General features: G+C 32.3%; 19 protein-coding genes. All 19 read left to right on the top strand.

Annotation, left to right across the window (positions count from 1 at the left end; translation table 11 throughout):
• Positions 1-31 precede the first annotated feature (31 nt).
• The 19 genes from fliJ (at position 32) to flhF (ending at position 18,493) form a co-directional block, all read left to right on the top strand.
• Entirely contained in the window at positions 32-487 is a 456-nt protein-coding gene (fliJ, locus tag BMY79_RS02320) for a flagellar export protein FliJ (RefSeq protein WP_022747941.1), read from the top strand.
• A gap of 22 nt (positions 488-509) precedes the next feature.
• Positions 510-1,352 (top strand): MotE family protein, encoded by an 843-nt coding sequence (locus BMY79_RS02315; protein WP_022747940.1) that lies wholly within the window; start codon positions 510-512, stop codon positions 1,350-1,352.
• Positions 1,353-1,405: 53 nt separating this feature from the next.
• Positions 1,406-2,932, top strand: coding sequence for a flagellar hook-length control protein FliK (locus BMY79_RS02310; RefSeq protein ID WP_074730362.1), 1,527 nt, complete (start codon positions 1,406-1,408; stop codon positions 2,930-2,932).
• Positions 2,933-2,993: 61 nt separating this feature from the next.
• Positions 2,994-3,740, top strand: coding sequence for a flagellar hook capping FlgD N-terminal domain-containing protein (locus BMY79_RS02305; RefSeq protein ID WP_051604866.1), 747 nt, complete (start codon positions 2,994-2,996; stop codon positions 3,738-3,740).
• Between the two features lie 88 nt (positions 3,741-3,828).
• On the top strand, positions 3,829-4,239 hold the full coding sequence (locus BMY79_RS02300) for a TIGR02530 family flagellar biosynthesis protein (protein WP_022747936.1): 411 nt from the start codon (positions 3,829-3,831) through the stop codon (positions 4,237-4,239).
• Between the two features lie 84 nt (positions 4,240-4,323).
• Positions 4,324-5,880 carry a flagellar hook protein FlgE gene (locus BMY79_RS02295; RefSeq protein WP_022747934.1) on the top strand — a complete coding sequence of 519 codons (1,557 nt, stop codon included), beginning with the start codon at positions 4,324-4,326 and terminating at the stop codon, positions 5,878-5,880.
• Positions 5,881-6,232: 352 nt separating this feature from the next.
• The gene (locus BMY79_RS02290) at positions 6,233-7,027 is read left to right on the top strand and encodes a motility protein A (RefSeq protein WP_022747933.1); all 795 of its coding nucleotides are present in this window, start codon (positions 6,233-6,235) and stop codon (positions 7,025-7,027) included.
• Positions 7,027-7,935: an OmpA/MotB family protein gene (locus BMY79_RS02285; RefSeq protein WP_022747932.1), complete on the top strand. Its 909-nt coding sequence runs from the start codon at positions 7,027-7,029 to the stop codon at positions 7,933-7,935. The genes BMY79_RS02290 and BMY79_RS02285 overlap by 1 nt, the downstream gene beginning before the upstream one ends.
• A 63-nt stretch (positions 7,936-7,998) precedes the next feature.
• Positions 7,999-8,526 (top strand): flagellar basal body-associated FliL family protein, encoded by a 528-nt coding sequence (locus tag BMY79_RS02280; protein WP_022747930.1) that lies wholly within the window; start codon positions 7,999-8,001, stop codon positions 8,524-8,526.
• A 53-nt stretch (positions 8,527-8,579) separates the two neighbouring features.
• On the top strand, positions 8,580-9,557 hold the full coding sequence (gene fliM, locus BMY79_RS02275; protein ID WP_022747929.1) for a flagellar motor switch protein FliM: 978 nt from the start codon (positions 8,580-8,582) through the stop codon (positions 9,555-9,557).
• A gap of 6 nt (positions 9,558-9,563) precedes the next feature.
• Positions 9,564-10,727 (top strand): flagellar motor switch phosphatase FliY, encoded by a 1,164-nt coding sequence (gene fliY / locus BMY79_RS02270; protein WP_022747928.1) that lies wholly within the window; start codon positions 9,564-9,566, stop codon positions 10,725-10,727.
• A 20-nt stretch (positions 10,728-10,747) separates the two neighbouring features.
• On the top strand, positions 10,748-11,110 hold the full coding sequence (locus BMY79_RS02265; RefSeq protein ID WP_022747926.1) for a response regulator: 363 nt from the start codon (positions 10,748-10,750) through the stop codon (positions 11,108-11,110).
• 215 nt (positions 11,111-11,325) lie between these two features.
• A complete protein-coding gene (fliO, locus tag BMY79_RS02260) occupies positions 11,326-11,694 on the top strand; it encodes a flagellar biosynthetic protein FliO (RefSeq protein WP_022747925.1) in 369 nt (122 codons plus the stop codon).
• Between the two features lie 4 nt (positions 11,695-11,698).
• The gene (gene fliP / locus BMY79_RS02255; RefSeq protein ID WP_022747924.1) at positions 11,699-12,598 is read left to right on the top strand and encodes a flagellar type III secretion system pore protein FliP; all 900 of its coding nucleotides are present in this window, start codon (positions 11,699-11,701) and stop codon (positions 12,596-12,598) included.
• 26 nt (positions 12,599-12,624) lie between these two features.
• Positions 12,625-12,906, top strand: coding sequence for a flagellar biosynthesis protein FliQ (fliQ, locus tag BMY79_RS02250; RefSeq protein WP_022747922.1), 282 nt, complete (start codon positions 12,625-12,627; stop codon positions 12,904-12,906).
• Positions 12,907-12,909: 3 nt separating this feature from the next.
• A complete protein-coding gene (locus tag BMY79_RS02245) occupies positions 12,910-13,698 on the top strand; it encodes a flagellar biosynthetic protein FliR (protein ID WP_027421745.1) in 789 nt (262 codons plus the stop codon).
• A gap of 33 nt (positions 13,699-13,731) precedes the next feature.
• The gene (gene flhB / locus BMY79_RS02240) at positions 13,732-14,901 is read left to right on the top strand and encodes a flagellar biosynthesis protein FlhB (RefSeq protein WP_027421746.1); all 1,170 of its coding nucleotides are present in this window, start codon (positions 13,732-13,734) and stop codon (positions 14,899-14,901) included.
• Positions 14,902-14,944: 43 nt separating this feature from the next.
• The gene (gene flhA, locus BMY79_RS02235; RefSeq protein ID WP_022747918.1) at positions 14,945-16,987 is read left to right on the top strand and encodes a flagellar biosynthesis protein FlhA; all 2,043 of its coding nucleotides are present in this window, start codon (positions 14,945-14,947) and stop codon (positions 16,985-16,987) included.
• Positions 16,988-18,493: a flagellar biosynthesis GTPase FlhF gene (flhF, locus tag BMY79_RS02230; RefSeq protein WP_022747917.1), complete on the top strand. Its 1,506-nt coding sequence runs from the start codon at positions 16,988-16,990 to the stop codon at positions 18,491-18,493.
• Position 18,494: the final 1 nt, after the last annotated feature.

Below are 18,494 nucleotides of genomic sequence, written 5' to 3'. Positions count from 1 at the left end.
TTTATGAAAGATAAAAGGTTGGTGATAGCCTATGGCAAAATTTGTCTATTCTATGGATAATATTTTGAATATTAAACAAAAACTTGAAAATCAGGCCAAAATTTCGTTTGCACAAGCTAATAGTAAATATGTCGAAGAAGACAACAAGCTTAAGGAATTGTTTTTAAAAAAGGCTGAATACGACCGAATTCTTAGAGATTATTTACATGAAGATGGAAAACTAGATTTAGAAAAATTATCGAAATATAGAAATAATATAAATGTTGTAAAAAAAATGATTCAATATCAAATTATAGAAGTTAACAAAGCAAAAAAGATACGTGATGAGTATCGTTTTGCTTTACAAGAAAAAATGAAAGAAAGAAAGACACATGAGGTATTAAAAGAAAAAGCATTTGAAGAATTTAAGAGAGAGTTAATGAAGGAAGAAGCAAAAGAAGTAGATGGACTTATAAGTTATACTTATTCTAGTAACAATGAAAATTAAGGATGTATGATAGGGGGTTTTTATGGCAGATACAGATGCAATGGAAAATGAAGAATTAACTGAAAAAGAAAAAAAGAAAGAAGAAAAGGCAAAAAAGAAAGAAGAGAAAAAAGCAAAAAATAATGAGGGTGATGAAGAAGAAGGCGAAGAAAAATTTTCGAGTAAAATTTTAATCTTTTTTATTACTATTCTAATTATTACTATTTGGTTAGGAATTATAGGAATACTAATAAAGGCTGATGTAGGTGGTTTTGGATCACAGATTTTAAGGCCACTTATCAAAGATTTACCTTATGCAGAAAAAATTTTGCCAGAACAGGTTAATAAAGGTACTCAGGTTGATACAGCACATCAATTTGAATCGTTAGACGCTGCTGTTCAAAGAATCAGAGAATTAGAAAAAGCTGATGATGAAAAAGCGGAACAAATAAAGAAAAAAGATGAAACAATAGCAAATTTACAATCACAAATAAATGAATTAAAAAAGTATAAAGATCAACAGGATCAATTTGCTAAAGAAAAGGAAAATTTTTATAAAGAGGTTGTTTATACTGATAATGCGCCCGATATAGAGGAATATAAAAAATACTACGAAAGTATCGACGCAGAGAATGCAGAGAACTTGTATAAGCAGGTTGTAGAACAACTTCAGGCTAGTGAAAAGGTTAAAGAGTATGCAAAGACATACTCATCTATGAAACCAAAAGAAGCCGCAGCAATTTTTGATACAATGACAAATGACTATGATTTAGTTGCAGAAATATTAAATAATATGGATGCACAATCTAGGGCAGATATCTTAGGAAAGATGAATTCAAAGAACGCTGCAGCATTGACGGAGATTATGGAACCAAAATCTAAATAATGTGAAGTTATCTCGCTGTTGAGTAGTATTGTGATAGAAGGGAGGCTGACCTATTGGCAGATGCAAAAGTTACAGCTGCATCAAAAGGGCTTGGCGTAGATGCAATTATAGCACAATCTACCGCAAATATAAGTGAGACAAAAAAAAGCTTTGGTGTATCTGAACAATTTAAGAAGTATATGCACCAAAGCTTTTCTAGTAAAAAGAAAGATGTAGCAAATGATGTATTATCTATCAAAAGTGAAAAGAACTTAGGAATTAATAACAAACGTGTGCCGACAATAAAAGAGGGCAAGATTAATAGTCTAGAAGACAAGATGAAATTAAATTCTACAAAAGATATTTTAAATAACATTGAGGGCATATTAAAAGACATAGTAAAAGAACAGTTTGATGTATCTGATGAAGAAATTGATGAGGCACTTTCAAATTTAGGTTTTAATGTATTAAATCTATTAGATCCTAAAAATTTAGCTGATTTTGTTGCAAATATTTCAAATGAGGCAGATGTTACAAATTTATTGTTAGGGCAAGATTTTAGAGACATTTTAGGTGTAATAAAAGATATCTCAAAACAGATGCAAGAGATAATTGGAATTACATCAGACGAAGTTAATCAAATTGCTTCAGAAGTATTATCAGATGAAAGTGCAAAAGAAGTTGAAATTATACCAAAAGAATTTACGCAGGAAAATCTAGAGGATAGTCAAGAAATTCTAAAACAGAGTGAAAATGTTATGGGAAAAGCTGTTTCTACTCTTTCGAGTGAAGGAACCAAAATTACAGATGAAAAGGGAAATAATAAAGAAAGTGTTGTTAATGATAATGGGCTAAATAATAGTATTGATGAAAATGGGCTAAATATTGAAGTCATAAAAGAAGATGATAATTACAAGGATTCAGATTTAGATAAAAATTTAAACAAGAATCAGGTAATAGAGCCAGAAGATGAAAAAGCTGATAAAGAAAAAGACAATACTTTTGAAAAAACAAAAAATAATATTTTAAATAGGCCACATGAAAATGTTGGTGTAAATGCTAATTTTAATCCAAACAAAGTTGAAGCATCAAATTCACCTCAAATGAATGTTGTTTCGTATATGCAAGGTGATAAAACTTTAGTTTTGATTGAGAAAATAACAAATAATATTAAAGTTGTTATACAAGAGCATGCAACAACAATGGAAATGCAACTTGAACCAGAAAATCTAGGTAAACTATATCTTCAGGTAACAGCAAAAGATGGTGCAGTACATGCACAAATATCAGCTCAAAATGAAGCAATAAAGAATATTCTTGCTAATCAGATAGTCGCTTTAGAAGAAAATTTAAAGAGTTCTGGAGTAAAAGTAGAAGCAATTGATGTTACTGTTGCGTCACATAATTTTGAACAAAATTTAGAGCAAAATAATAAACGAGATGAAGAAAATGCAAATATATTACAAGGAAATCTAAAGGTTCTTAGAAGAAATATAAAACTAGATAGTCTTGATTCTTTAGCAGGGATTATGACAGAGGAAGAACAATTAGTTGCACAGATTATGAAAGATAACGGTAATTCAGTTGATTTGACAGCATAGATTTTATAGTACTTTTTAAGTTCAAAATTGAATACTATCTAAAAGGATAAGGAGTGATGGAATGCCAACAGCAGAGATTAAAAATGGTGTAGTTGTAAATAGTAAAAATGGACCTGAAAGCAAAATTACATCATCTAAGTCAAAAGAAGTAACACAAAATAAATTAGGTTATGATGCTTTTTTGAAGCTTTTGTGTGCTGAAATGCAATATCAAGACCCATTAGAGCCTACAAGTAATACAGAATATGTTGCTCAATTAGCTACGTTCTCACAGTTAGAGGCGATGCTATCAATGCAAGATACAACGACAACAAACATGGCTAATTCTTTAGTAGGAAAGATTGTTGATGTGGAAGATGAAGATTTAGGCAAGCTTGTAGAAGGTGTAGTTGATTACGTTAAATACATTGATGGAAAAGCATATGTATCTGTTGAAAATAAGCTTTATGAAATAGACAAGGTGAAAGAAGTAATTGATTCAACATATTATGAGGCAACATGTTTAGCAGATGCATTAACTCAGAAAGTTGCTTCGCTCCCATCAAAGGAAAATCTTACTCCATCATATAAAAATACCATAAATGATGTGTATAAAATGTATGATTCAATGAGTATGTATGCTAGAACGTTTGTTGATAAGTCTGTAATTGAAAAATTAGTAGAGTTAAAAGAATTAGCAGATAAATTCAATACAAATGTTGAAGGCGAGCAAGAAAATAATAAAGTTGAAGAAACAAATGAGACTAATCAAACTTCAAACAATGAAAATCAGACAGGTGAGAGCACAAATAATTCAACAGGCGAGTAAGTGAATATATTAATCGTCTAGGTAGATTAAGTTATATTTTTTATAGGTTAAACATTTATTTTTTAAGTCATAAAAGGAGGGATTTGGCATGGCTTATAACAAAATAGCAAACCAATTCACTTCCATTGAACAACTTTCACAGCAGTATTTAAAGAATAAAACTTCATCTGAAACACATGAAAATAAAAATTTTGATTTTGCGGATATCTTAAAAAAGAAGCAGGATGCGACTAATGATATTTCAGCAGAATTAAAGTTCTCTAAACATGCAACAAATAGGATGGCTTCAAGAAATATAAATCTTTCTACAAGTCAAAGTAAACGTTTAGAGGCTGGAGTTCAAAAGGCAAGTGAAAAAGGAATTAACGAGTCTTTAGTAATTGTTGATTCAATGGCTTTTATAGTCAACATAAAAAATAAAACTGTTGTAACAGCTTTGAATCAAGAAGAATCGAAGAGTAATATTTTTACAAATATTGATGGTGCAATAATTATGTAAAGCTGGACCTTATGGAAGCTTTCTTATTCCCGAAAGATAGAAGGAATAATATGCACTATCTAGAAATTAGGAGGTCAGTGCATTATGATGAGATCAATGTACTCTGCTGTGTCAGGTCTTAAGACACATCAGACAAGAATGGACGTTATAGGTAACAACATTGCAAACGTTAATACAGAGGCATTTAAAGCTTCTGCTGTTAGATTTACTGAGATTATGTATCAGACAACATCAAGTGCATCGGGAGGAGATGCAGCAAATGGTGTTGGTGGTGTTAATGCAAAACAAATTGGTTTAGGTGTAACAACTGGTTCAACTAAAATAAATATTACATCTGCAGGTGCAGCAGAAACTACAGGTGATCCTTTTGATATTAAATTAACAGATAGTCAAACAACTAACTTTTTTATAGTTAGTGATGGAAAAAATAGATACTTTACAAGAGCTGGTTCATTTTATATTGATGGAAATGGTTTCCTTTGCATGAGTTCAACAGGTTACACAGTTCAAGGATGGCAAACATCTGTAGATGCAGATACTGGGGAAGTAAAAATCTTAAAGGACACAGTTTCACCTTTACAGTTAATGTCTCCAAAGACAAAAAATTCAGCTCCAGAGGCTACAACGGATGGTCATGTTTTAGGTATTTTAGATAAAAACGATACAAACGTAACTGATCCTGATAAAGGATATACAATGAACCTTTCATTATACGATGATTTAGGATATTCATATACTGCAAAGTTTACAGTTAAAGCTACTGATGCAGAAGGCGTATATACTGTTGCTTTAACTGATATACAAGATTCAAATGGAAAAACAGTTGTAGATTCAAGTGGAAAGCCTATATATGATCCAGATGATCCACAGTCAAGTAGATTAGGTGAATTTTTTAAACCTCAGTATTTAGTATATGACGGATCAAAAGGTACTTTTACAGGAATGACAGAAGTAACTGCAGATATTACAGATGCAGCAGCTGTTAGAGCGGGTGGTAAAGATGCTAGAACAACTGTTGAAGGACAAGATGTTAATGATAGAGTGAAATCTATAGTTATGGAATTAAAAGGAAAACTAAAAGTTGATGGAAGCGGTGTACCTGAATTAGATCCAAATGGAAATAAGCAGTATGATAATGGTTATATTAATGCTGCAGAGGGTAGAAACTTTGCCAATGTTAATATTGATTTTTCATCAATGCAAAACTCTAATAATGGTGGAGTATCAACTTTAGGAATGAAAAATGGTACAGATGCAGGTGTTGGCACTGGTAAAAAATTAGGTGCACTTACAGGTATTACAATTGATCAATCTGGCTTAGTGTATGGTGCATATAATAATGGTAATACAGTTCTATTAGGACAGATTCCAGTGGCACAGTTCGCAAATGCATCTGGTTTGGAAAAAATAGGTGAAAACTGTTACAAAACAACATTGAATTCAGGTGATTTTGATGGAATTGGTGTTGCAATCAATGCGGATGGTTCAAAAATGACATCTGGACAAATTGAAATGTCAAACGTTGATTTATCAGCACAATTTACGGATATGATTGTTACTCAAAGAGGTTTCCAGGCTAACTCAAGAGTAATTACAACATCTGATACACTTTTAGAAGAATTAATTAATTTAAAACGTTAAGTTAATCTAAAATAGATGTGATATCTAGCCGAAAAATAATGTGAAAATTATTTTAGGCTGATAAATTACGGTAGATTAACTTACAAATTAATAGGGGGATGATAGAGTATCATTCCCCTTTCTTTCTAGCATAAGCAAAATAAAGAAATTATTGTAATTAAGTGAATTGCATACACAAAAAGGGAGGAAATAACCAACTGTAAGATTAATTGGCTAAAAAATAAAAACTTACAAAAAATAAATAGACATAGTAGATGTAGTCTAGTAAAATTAAATTGTTAGTGTGTGAGATAAATAAAAATTTACTAGATTTATACTATCTAGCTGTCTTAGGAATGGAAGGTGTATAGTATTGGATATAGCATCTCTAGCAGGAATAGTACTTGGTTTAGTAATGGTAGTTTTCGGTATTATTAGTTCGGGTGGTGTAGCAGCATTTGGAAACTTTATTGATGTACCGTCCGTTATTATCACAATTGGTGGCTCACTATCGAGTACACTAGCATCTAACAAATTGCCAGACTTTATAAATGGCCTAAAGGGTATGGGACTTATTTTTAAGGAAAATACACAAGATCCTGGCGAAATAATAAAAAGTATAATTGACATGTCTAACGTAGCAAGAAAGGAAGGCTTATTAGCACTTGAAGAGGCAGCTAACAACATTGAAGATCCTTTCCTAAAAAAAGGAATTATGTTGGTAGTTGATGGTACTGATCCAGAATTAGTACGTGGAATTTTAGAGACAGATATGATGTGTTTGCAAGAGAGACATAAAACAACCATTTCATTTTGGGATAAATGGGGTGAAATGGGACCAGCTTGGGGTATGATTGGTACACTAGTAGGTCTTGTAAACATGTTAAAGAACTTATCAGATTCATCAACAATCGGTCCTTCAATGGCGGTAGCTTTGCTTACAACATTGTATGGTTCATTAATTGCTAACTGGATAACAAACCCAGTTGCTTCTAAGTTAAAGGTAAATGATTCTCTTGAGGTTACTATGCGAGAAGTTACTGTAGAGGGATTACTTTCTATTCAAGCAGGAGAAAACCCAAGAGTTATAGAAGAAAAGCTTAAATCATTCTTAGCTCCTTCACAAAGAGATAGTGTAGGTGCAAGCGGAGGTGGAGGTGAAGAATAATGGCAAAGAAAAAAGAAGAGGAAGCTCCTAAGGGTTCGCCAGCATGGATGGCTACATTCTCGGATCTTATGAATTTGCTATTATGTTTCTTCGTTTTACTTTTCTCAATGTCTAGTGTAGATGCAGCAAAATTTGAAATGGTTATTTCTTCTTTGCAGAGTAGTTTTAGTATATTACCAGCGGGAGGAGCTAGTATTGGAAATGGAAACATGGTATCAGGGGGCGTTGCTCAATTAGAATTCCTTGATACTTACTATAATGCAATGGCAAACTCAAAGTCACCAGAAAAACCAGAAAATGAAAATAATACACAAGAAAAATCAATGACAGAAAATAATAATGTAGGTACCGAGGAACCTGAACAAAATTCGACTTCAAAAACTGAAACAGAAAAGCAAAAAGAAACAGCCGTAAAGGAATACAAACAGCAAGCGCTTGATCAGTCAGAAGAAATGGCAGAAGAAATACAAAAAATGATAGATCAGGCAGGAATGACAAATAATATACAAGTAGATTTTAATCAACAATATGTACAGTTAAATGTACAAGGCGCATTGCTTTTTGATTCAGGAAAATCTGATGTTAAACCAGAAGCAAGTGCAATCCTAGATAAGATATCTCAGATATTAGGATTATATACACAAAACACGATAGATATAGAAGGACATACAGATAATGTTCCTATTTCATCAGCGAAGTATCCAAATAACAATGTACTTTCGATGTATCGTGCATTAAGCGTTATGGATTATGTTTTATCAAGGACAGGTTTAAATCCAGCAAATGTAAAATCCTCTGGAAGAGGAGAAACAGTACCAGTTGCGGATAATGGTACAGCTGAAGGAAGAGCTTTTAATAGGCGTGTAGAGTTTAAAATTTATAATTCATTGAGTTCAGATATTAAGTAATTGGACAAAATTAACGAAAGTACTATTGATAAGAGATATAAATTTCAACGAGAGGTAGAGAACATGAAAAAGAATCTTATATCAGTTATTATTTTAGCTTTAGTTTTTGCAAATGTTGTGCTATCAGGTCTTATGGTCTTCTCAATTTTGCCAGAAACTCAAAAAGCTAACAAATTAATTGAGCAGGTAAGTAGTGCTATTGATCTTGAATTAAAGAACGGTAGCGGTGCATCTGTGACGGATGTACCTATTGAAAATGTAGAAACTTATCAATTAAAAGACGGAGAAAAAACAACGATGACAATTAACTTGGCAAAGGGTTCTGATGGAAAGAGTCACTTTGCAGTATTAGGTATTTCTTTGTCATTAGATAAGACTAGCGAAGGCTATAAGAAATATGGCCCAGCAGCACTTGATGAAAAGAGTACGATAGTATTAAACGACATCAATGTTATTGTTCGTAAATATACTATAGAGCAATTTAATGCAGATACTGATGCTGTTAAGAAAGCAATTCTAAAAGATATTCAAGATATGTTTGGTAAAGACTTTGTTATTGGAGTTAATTTCTCGACAGTTCAGACAGAGTAGTAGAAGGTTATACGAAAAGCTTTGCAAAATTTATAAATAGGTGGTGAGAATATTTGAGTGACGTATTATCCCAAAGTGAAATAGATTCGTTGTTAAATGCATTAAGTTCAGGAGAACTTGATGTTGATGAGATAAAGGAAACTGATGAAAAACCAGTAAAAGATTATGATTTTGCGCGACCATCAAAGTTTTCCAAAGAACATTTGAGAACACTTGAGATGATATTTGAACATTATGGTCGCTTATTATCAACGAACCTTCCTGTATACCTTCGTAAAGCGGTTCAGGTTTCAGTTGTTAACTCTGAGGCTGTTACATATTCTGAATTTGCGAATGCACTGTCGAATCCAGTTCTACTAGGAATTGTTGATTTTGCACCATTACAAGGAAGTATTATTTTGGAGCTTGCATCAAATCTAGGATATGCAATGGTGGATAGAATGCTAGGAGGAAGAGGAGAACCACTTGATAAACAAAGAGATTTTTCAGAAATAGAATTACTAATAATTGAAAGAATTTTGGTTGTTTGCGTTAATTTATTGCGTGAACCATGGGAAAACGTAGAAGATATACATCCAAGATTAGAAAGAATTGAAACGAATTCACAATATGCCCAGATCATTTCTCCAAGTGAAATGATAGCTATTGTAACATTAAATATTACTATAGGTGATGTAGAGGGACTTATGAATATTTGTCTACCTTATATCACAATAGAAGATATTATGGATAGGTTGAATACCAAGTATTGGTTTTCAAATATACAAAATCACGATGAGACAACATATGCAGGTGATATTGAAACTTTAATTTCGAAAGCCCAGATTCCTATGCGAGTCATCTTAGGACAATGTAACTTATCTGTTCTCGATTTTTCAACGCTACAAGCGGGAGATATTGTAAGATTAGATAAGAAAGTTGATGACGAACTAGATGTTTATGTTGGGACTATTAAAAAGTTTACAGCTTTACCTGGTGCGTCAGGAGATGCCTATGCAGTGAGGGTCACTTCAGTGGTTAGAGAGGAGTAGTATTTTATGGATGGAGTATTATCCCAAGATGAAATCAATGCATTAATTAATGGTGGCGGAGATGCTTCTGGAAGTGAAGGCGGCGGTGCAGCCGAGGATACATCTGCTGAAGGCGGAGGGGGCAACACTTTAACAGAAGACGAAAAAGATGCCATTGGTGAAATTTCCAACATAAGTATGGGCTCTGCAGCGACTACTTTATTCGCTCTAGTAAATAGAAAAGTTGAAATATCAACACCTATTGTATCTTATTCGACATGGAGCGATATAGAAGAAACGTATGAGAGACCTTGTGTATTTATTAGAATTGCATACACAGTTGGATTAGATGGTAGTAATATTCTTGTTTTAAAAGAGCGAGATGTAAAAATTATTACCGATTTAATGATGGGTGGAGATGGTCAAAATGTTGAAGGAGAACTAGGAGAGTTGCATTTAAGTGCTATTAGTGAAGCTATGAACCAAATGATGGGTGCAGCATCTACTTCACTTTCTTCAATGTTGAATAGGATGATAGATATAAGTCCACCAGTTGCAGATCTCATTAATCCACAGGATGATGTAGATGAAGCATCAATTGATGAGTTTTTAACTCATCCATTTGTACTGATTAAGTTTAGAATGCAGATTGGAGATTTAGTTGACAGCGAAATAATGCAACTATATCCATTTGAATTTGCTAGAGAAATGTGTAAGGGTGTATCAGCCAACATGGAAGAAGAGACAGATTCTGTGGCGGCAGCAGCTCAGGCAGCTCCACCACCAGCGGCGGCACCACAACAGGCACCACCACCACAGATGGGGCAGCCAATGGGAGGACAACCAATGGGACAGGTTTATAATCAGCAGCCTGTGAATGTTCAACCGGCTCAGTTCCAGAGCTTTAGTGGAGGACAATTCCAACAGGTGCAACCAGAAAATATTGATTTAATTATGGATGTTCCGCTTAACGTTACGGTTGAGCTTGGCAGAACTAATAAAACAATTTCAGAAATTTTGGATTTAAGTCCAGGTAAGATTATTGAGCTAGATAAGATTGCCGGAGAGCCAATAGATGTACTAGTAAATGGTAAGTATGTTGCAAGAGGCGAAGTTGTAGTAATCGAGGAAAGCTTTGGAGTTAGAATTACAGAAATTATAAATACCGTAAATCCAATCAAAAATAGTTAAAGAACAGGAGATATGAGATTATGGCAAAAAATGTATTAATTTGTGATGACGCAGCGTTTATGAGAATGATGATTAAAGATATCCTATCAAAAAATGGATATACAATCGTTGGCGAAGCTGAAAATGGAGCTAAAGCCGTAGAAAAATATGAGGAAACTAAACCTGACCTTGTACTCATGGATATTACAATGCCAGAGATGGACGGTATACAAGCTCTTAAAAAAATTAGGGAAACCAATCCTGATGCATGTATAATTATGTGTTCAGCAATGGGTCAGCAGGCAATGGTTATTGAAGCAATCCAGTCAGGAGCAAAAGACTTTATCGTAAAACCATTCCAGCCAGAGCGTGTATTAGAGGCAGTAAAGAAAGTTATAGGTTAAATTACAAATTAAATATAATACGAAATATAAAATGAAATTGGCAGGCGCATAAAGTGCGTGTGTTATGTAAAAAATGTTTGTTTATTTGATTAAAAGGGGGACTACGGCTGTTTATGATAGTGTTTATGCTATGTAGACAGTTTGTAGGAGTCACCCTTTTAAGTGCTATTATGAAGAGGTTAAATATTTTTAAAAGAATAATAGGGGAATAAGAGATGAGTACGATAGAAAGCTTTGTACAGTTGATAGGGGTCCTGCTGATTTTTTTATTTGTTTTAGCATCAGCATATTTTGTTACAAAATGGTTGGCAAAATACGAAAAATTACAAGGACACAATAGTAATTTGAAAGTTGTAGAAGCAACTAAGGTAGGGGCAAATAAGAATATTTGCTTAGTAAAAATTGGAAAAAAATATATTGTAGTCGCTGTTGGAAAAGATAATGTAACTTTTCTGACAGAGGTAAAAGAAGACGAATTAACAGACTTATCGTTTTTAGAAGAGCAGGAGTTTACAAAAGTTGAAGATTCATTTCAGGAAATTTTTTCAAAAATAAAAGATAAAATACCAAAAAAGCAGGATTAAGATTATGAAAAAGACAAAAATAATAAAAAGGAAAATAATAATAGTTTTTTTATTGAGTGCAATTTTTTTACTATTAGCTTTTAAACTAGAAGAAAGTGAAGTAAAAGCTAGTACTGTAAATGATTATAATAATAGAATATCAGTAATGACAGCAACAAATAATCCGTCAAAAGATATAGGAAAATTGCAGGGTGATAATACAGGGGTAAATCCAAACGCCAAGAATGATAATAATAATGGTTTATCAATAAATTATAATAATGATAATGGATCTGTGTCAACACCAATTAAGATGCTACTTGTGTTGACAGTTTTAGCATTAGCACCAGCTATTCTTATAATGTTAACATCTTTTACAAGGATTATTATTTGTCTTCATTTTGTGAGAACGGCCATAGGTACGCAGTCTTCACCACCAAACCAGGTTTTAGTTGGATTAGCATTATTTATGACCTTTTTTATTATGTCGCCAACATTTATAAAAATAAATGATCAGGCAATTAAACCGCTAGACAAAGGAGAAATTACACAAGAAAGAGCTATAGAGTTAGCAGAAGGTCCACTTCGCGAATTTATGTATGGTCAAACTCAAACAAAAGATGTAAAGGCATTTGTAAAAATGTCAGGAAAGGATGTTAAATCATATAAAAGTTATGATGATATTCCTTTTACAACATTAGTGCCAGCGTTTATTTTAAGTGAGTTAAGAACATCTTTTATAATTGGTTTTTTAATTTATGTACCGTTTATTGTAATTGATATGGTAGTTTCATCTGTACTTATGTCAATGGGTATGATGATGCTTCCACCAACGACTATTTCTTTGCCGTTTAAAATTTTGTTGTTTGTTTTAGCAGATGGATGGAATTTGGTTATTATGGGAGTTCTACAGACGTTTCAGTGATTAAAAAGGTATAAGAGGGTGAAAATATGATTACAGAGGGTATAGTTTTAGATATCGCAAGAGATGCAATTTTTACTATTATTATGGTTTCAGCACCACTACTATTAGTTTCTTTGATAGTTGGTTTAATAGTCAGTATTTTCCAAACAGTTACGTCAATTCAAGAGCAGACACTTACATTTGTTCCTAAAGTTATAGCAGTATTTGTTACAATGCTTATTTGTGGTTCTTGGATTTTAAATACGATTTCAAATTTGATGATAAATTTATGGTCGCATTTTAGTTATTATATAAGTACAGGTAAATAGCCTATGGTAACCTATAATGTGACATTAGCAGATGTAGAAAAGTTCATATTGATTCTAGTTAGAATTGCTTCCTTTTTGGTAGTAGCACCATTGATTGGTGGTCGAGATATTCCAAATAAAGTTAAAGTTGGTTTTGCACTTGCATTATCTGTTTTTTTGATACCACTTGTGGATGCGCAAGCATATAAAAGTAAGGATATTTTTGAGTATTCTACATGTATTATTTTAGAAGTGTTAGTTGGATTATTTATTGGATATGCAGCTTATATTTGTACATTTATCGTTGTCCTAGCTGGCAATATAATTGATATGGATATAGGCTTGTCCATGGCTACAGAATTTAATCCGATGACTAATTCTCAAGTAACAATAAGCGGTAATATGTATTTATATTTTGTGACACTAATAATGATTGCGTCGAATATGCATATATATATAGTGGGGGCGATTATTGACTCTTTTAAGTTAATTCCATTAGGTGGAGCAGTTTTTCATTGGGACCATTTGTTAAAGGCAATGATTAGATACATGTGCGAGGCATGTGTTATCGGATTTAGAATATTTTTGCCTTTTTTTGCGTGTATAATGATTTTAAACTGTGTATTAGGCATTATGGCAAAAGTTGCTCCTCAAATGAATATGTTTGCAGTTGGTATTCAAATGAAACTTTTAGTGGGTCTTATAGTAATGTTTTTAATTGTTTTTCTTTTACCAGATGTTACAGAATTTATAATGGATGAAATGAGAATTATGATTAAGTTGTTTGTTGAGGGAATGCAACCTAAAACATAAGTGGGGAAGTATAAAAGGGGAGAATGAATTTTTATGCAAGGAGTTGAAAGACGAGTTAAAAGAGTTTATAAATACAGAAATAGTAAAGAAATAAAGAGATTAGAATTAAATTTACAGCTTTTTGCGGGTGATAGTGGAGATAAAACTGAACCTGCTACAGCAAAAAAATTAGAAGATGCTAGAAAAGAAGGTAAAGTCGCAAAAAGTAAGGAATTAACATCAGCATTTGATCTTATTACGTTGTTTTTAGTTATGAAATTCTTTCTATCGTACATAGGAGAACATTTGATAAATGTGTTCAAAATCGCTTATGGTGCAATAGGAAGATATGCAGATGAGGAGGTTAATAAATTCTCAATTAAGGTAGTAATGTCAATGTTTATGGATGTAAATATAGAAATGTTTTATATTGTATTACCAATCTTTATATTTGGATTTGTAATTACTTTTTTGCTTAGTGTAGTACAAGTAGGATGGAAAGTAGCACCAAAGACTTTGCAGCCTAAGTTATCAAAATTTAATCCAATTAATGGTTTTAAGAGAATCCTTTCAAAAGATTCTATATTTGAGTTAATAAAGTCGATTATTAAGATCGTTCTTATTTTTTTAATAGCTTTTTTTTCTATAAAGGACGAAAAAGAAAAGATATTTATTTTATATAAGATGCCATTAAATCAAGCATTATCTTTGGTTGGAGATGTAATTATTAACACAGGTTTAAAAATTAGTATTTGTTATTTAATAGTTGGTTTAAGTGATTTTATTTTTCAAAAAGTTAAATTTAAACGTGATATGAGGATGAGTAAACAAGAAGTTAAAGATGAATTTAAAAATTCAGAAGGTGATCCTCAGACTAAAGGACGTCAAAGACGAATTATGCAAGAAGCGTCTCAAAGACGTATGATGCAAAGTGTTCCAAAAGCAGATGTTGTAATTACTAACCCTACGCATTATGCAGTTGCTTTGAAATATGATAAAGAGTCTAAAGGCGCCCCTATTGTTGTTGCAAAAGGTGAAAATTATTTGGCTCAAAAAATTAAAGAAGTAGCAAGAGAAAATAATGTAGAAATAGTTGAAAATAAGCCATTAGCGAGAACGTTATATGCTAATGTTGAAATAAATGAAGAAATTCCACCGGAGTTATATCAGGCGGTGGCAGAAATTTTGGCAAATATTTATCATAAGAGAGAAAATAACCGATAAAGATTAGTAGGAAAATTAGTTTATGGGAGGGGGTAACGGGCACATGAAAAAAATAAATTTATCTGATGTGGGAATTGCCGTATATTTGTTATGTGCAATTATTTTCTTTATTGTGCCAATCCCAGCGATTTTGTTGGATGTGATGTTGGCAATAAATATCTCTATTGCTCTTATTATTTTATTTAATGTGCTTTTCGTAAAAGAAGTTTTAGATATGTCTTTTTTCCCAACGTTGTTGTTGTTTACAACAATTTTTAGAATTTCGTTAAATGTCTCTTCAACAAGACTTATCTTATCTACAGGAGATCCTGGAAATGTTGTAAGAACATTTGGTAATTTCGTAGGTGGCGGCGATATGATTATCGGTACCATTGTTTTTATTGTACTTGTAATTATTCAATTCGTAGTAATTAATAAAGGTTCTGAACGTGTTGCTGAAGTAACTGCAAGATTTACACTTGATGCTATGCCAGGTAAACAGATGGCAATAGATGCAGACTTAAATACTGGAGCAATTACTGATGAACAAGCAAAAGAACGACGTGAAAAAATTCAAAAAGAATCTAGTTTTTTTGGAGCTATGGATGGTGCTACTAAATATGTAAAAGGTGATGCAATTGCGGGACTTATTATTACAGTCATAAATATTGCTGGTGGTACTACTATGGGAGCTACGCGTCAGGGCTTAGGAATTCAAGAGGCTTTGTTGCAATATGGAATTTTAACAATTGGTGATGGACTTTGCTCTCAGATTCCTTCACTTGTAATATCACTTTCAACAGGTGTACTTGTAACAAAAGGTTCAAATGAAGCAGACTTTAGTGGTGTTTTGGTAAAACAGTTATTTGGTATTCCACGAGTTTTATATTTAGTAGGAAGTGTTCTTTGCTTCCTTGGCATATTTACACCACTTAATACGTTGTTATTTATAGCATTAGGAGCAGTATTTTTAGTTACAGGTAAGAAAATTGATTCTATGCTTGGCATTGAAAGTATAGAAGATGAAGTAGAACAAATAGAGACGGAAGCAGAGGAAATTAGAAAACCTGAAAATGTTGTTTCTCTTTTAAAGGTAGATCCAATAGAGTTAGAGTTTGGTTATGGAATTATTCCACTTGCTGATATAAATCAGGGTGGAGATTTACTTGATCGAGTGGTTATGATTAGAAGGCAAATAGCATTAGAATTAGGAACTGTCGTTCCAATCATTCGTTTAAGAGATAATATTCAGTTGAATCCTAATCAATATATTATAAAAATAAAAGGTATTCAGTTAGCAGAAGGCGAGATCTTATTTGATCATTATATGGCGATGAATCCAGGTTTTGTAGAAGAGGAGATTACAGGTATTCCGACGTATGAACCTTCATTTCATCTTCCAGCAATATGGATAAGCGAAGGACAACGAGAAAGAGCTGAAAGTTTAGGTTATACGGTTGTTGATCCTCCTTCAATTATCGCAACGCATCTCACAGAAGTAATTAGATCAAATATTGCAGAACTATTAACAAGACAAGATGTACAAAACTTAGTAGACAACTTAAAAGAAAGCAATCCTGTTTTAATTGATGAACTTACACCAAAACTATTAGGATTAGGTGAAATTCAAAAGGTTTTACAGAATTTGCTTAATGAAGGAATTTCAATTAGAGACTTGTTATCTATTTTTGAAACCTTAGCGGATCATGCAGCAGTAACACGTGACACGGATGTATTAACTGAATATGTAAGGCAAAGCTTAAAGAGAGCAATATCAAGTAAGTATTTCCCTTTAAACGAGGTGACAAGTATAGTTACGCTTGATCCAAAGATAGAACAAGAAATCATGCAATCTGTTAAACAAAGTGAACAAGGAGCTTTTATAACATTAGATCCTGAACGTACAAAGAATATTATGGATTCAGTTGAGAAAGAAGTTAATAAATTAGAGAGTTTAGGAAAAAATGCAATTATCATAACATCACCTATAGTACGAATGTATTTTAAAAAATTAACTGAGGATTATTTTAAAAATTTGATTGTTGTTTCATACAATGAAGTAGATTCTGGTGTAGAACTTCAATCGGTTGGGATGGTGACGGCGTAAATGACGATAAATAAATATCAAGGAAAAACTAGAGAAGAGGCGCTTGAAAAAGCAAAAAAAGAATTAGGAGAAAATGTTGTAGTTATGAATGAAAAACCAGTTAAATCTAAAGGCATTTTAGGTGCATTCAAAAGTCAAATGATTGAGATAACTGCGGCAGTGGATGAGGAAAAGGAGAGCTATACAAAGAATATGAAACCATTTAAAAGTCAATTAAAAACACATGAGAGTATTGATTTATCAGTGGATGATGAAATTGAAATTCCAATTAAACAACCAGTTAGTGTATCAACAGAAAAAGAAATTGGAGACACATATTCTAATCCATATAAAAAAGGGATTAACACTGATACAAAATACATAGATGAAACGGATAAAGGGTTATTCAAGAGCTTTATCAATGAAAGAGAAATCGACAAAGATTTTAGTAGTTTAAAAGATGAAGGAGAAGTTAGAAATTTTGTTTATAAAGATAAAGCATCAAATCAGAAAGCCCAAAAACCGATTTTTGAGCAATTAAATGAAAAGGTTGCTCTTGAAAGCATCAAGAAAGCAGATAGTAAAACAGAGGAACCTATAAAAAGAATTATACATGGAAAAAATGAAGCGCCTGAGATTGACGATCGCTTAGAAAATTTAGGAAGCATGTTTGAAAAAAAATTAGGCGGTACAATAGCAGATGATAAGATGTTTTATAAAGCTCCAACAGCTGAAGAAGTTAATTTTGTTAAAATTTTATACAGGACATTATTAAGTAATGAAGTTAGTGAAAAAAATATAAATCAGATTCTTAGTGAAGTTGAAAAATTTATTAGACCAGGAATAAGCTTAGATACAATATTATCAAATGTTTATCAAAAATTAATTTTAAGATTAGGTACACCAGCAACAATTAAGTGCTCAGGAAAATCACCAAAGGTTGTATTTTTTATAGGACCAACAGGCGTAGGAAAGACTACTACAATTGCAAAAATAGCATCAAAATATAAAATGGAAAAAAACAAAAAGGTGGCATTTTTAACAGCAGATACTTATAGAATTGCAGCTACAGAACAGCTTAGAGTATATGCAAACATTTTAGATGCTCCGTTATCAATTATATATTCAGTAGAGGAGTTAAATGATGCAGTTTTACAACTTTCAGAGTATGATTTGATTTTTGTTGATACTGCAGGTTTTTCACACAAAAATGTAGAACAAAAAAATGATACCCAAATTCTTATAAACCAATTAGATGCTGAGTATGAAAGAGAAGTATTTTTAGTTCTAAGTGCAACAACGAAGTTAAAAGATTTAATGGAAATATCAGATAGTTTTCATGAAATATCAGATTACAGCATTATTTTTACTAAATTAGATGAGACTACTTGTTTTGGCAACATTTTAAATATTAAGTTACATTCAAATGCTGATTTGTCATATGTGGCATATGGACAAAATGTTCCAGATGATTTATCGGTTATAGATATTCAAAAGGTTGTCAAGCATTTATTGGGGGGAAAATAGA

This window comes from Lachnobacterium bovis (genome assembly GCF_900111325.1).
In the GTDB taxonomy this organism is placed as follows: Bacteria; Bacillota; Clostridia; order Lachnospirales; family Lachnospiraceae; genus Roseburia; species Roseburia bovis_A.
Note: the sequence above shows the minus strand (reverse complement) of the source record. Positions and strands in the feature narration are given on the sequence as shown.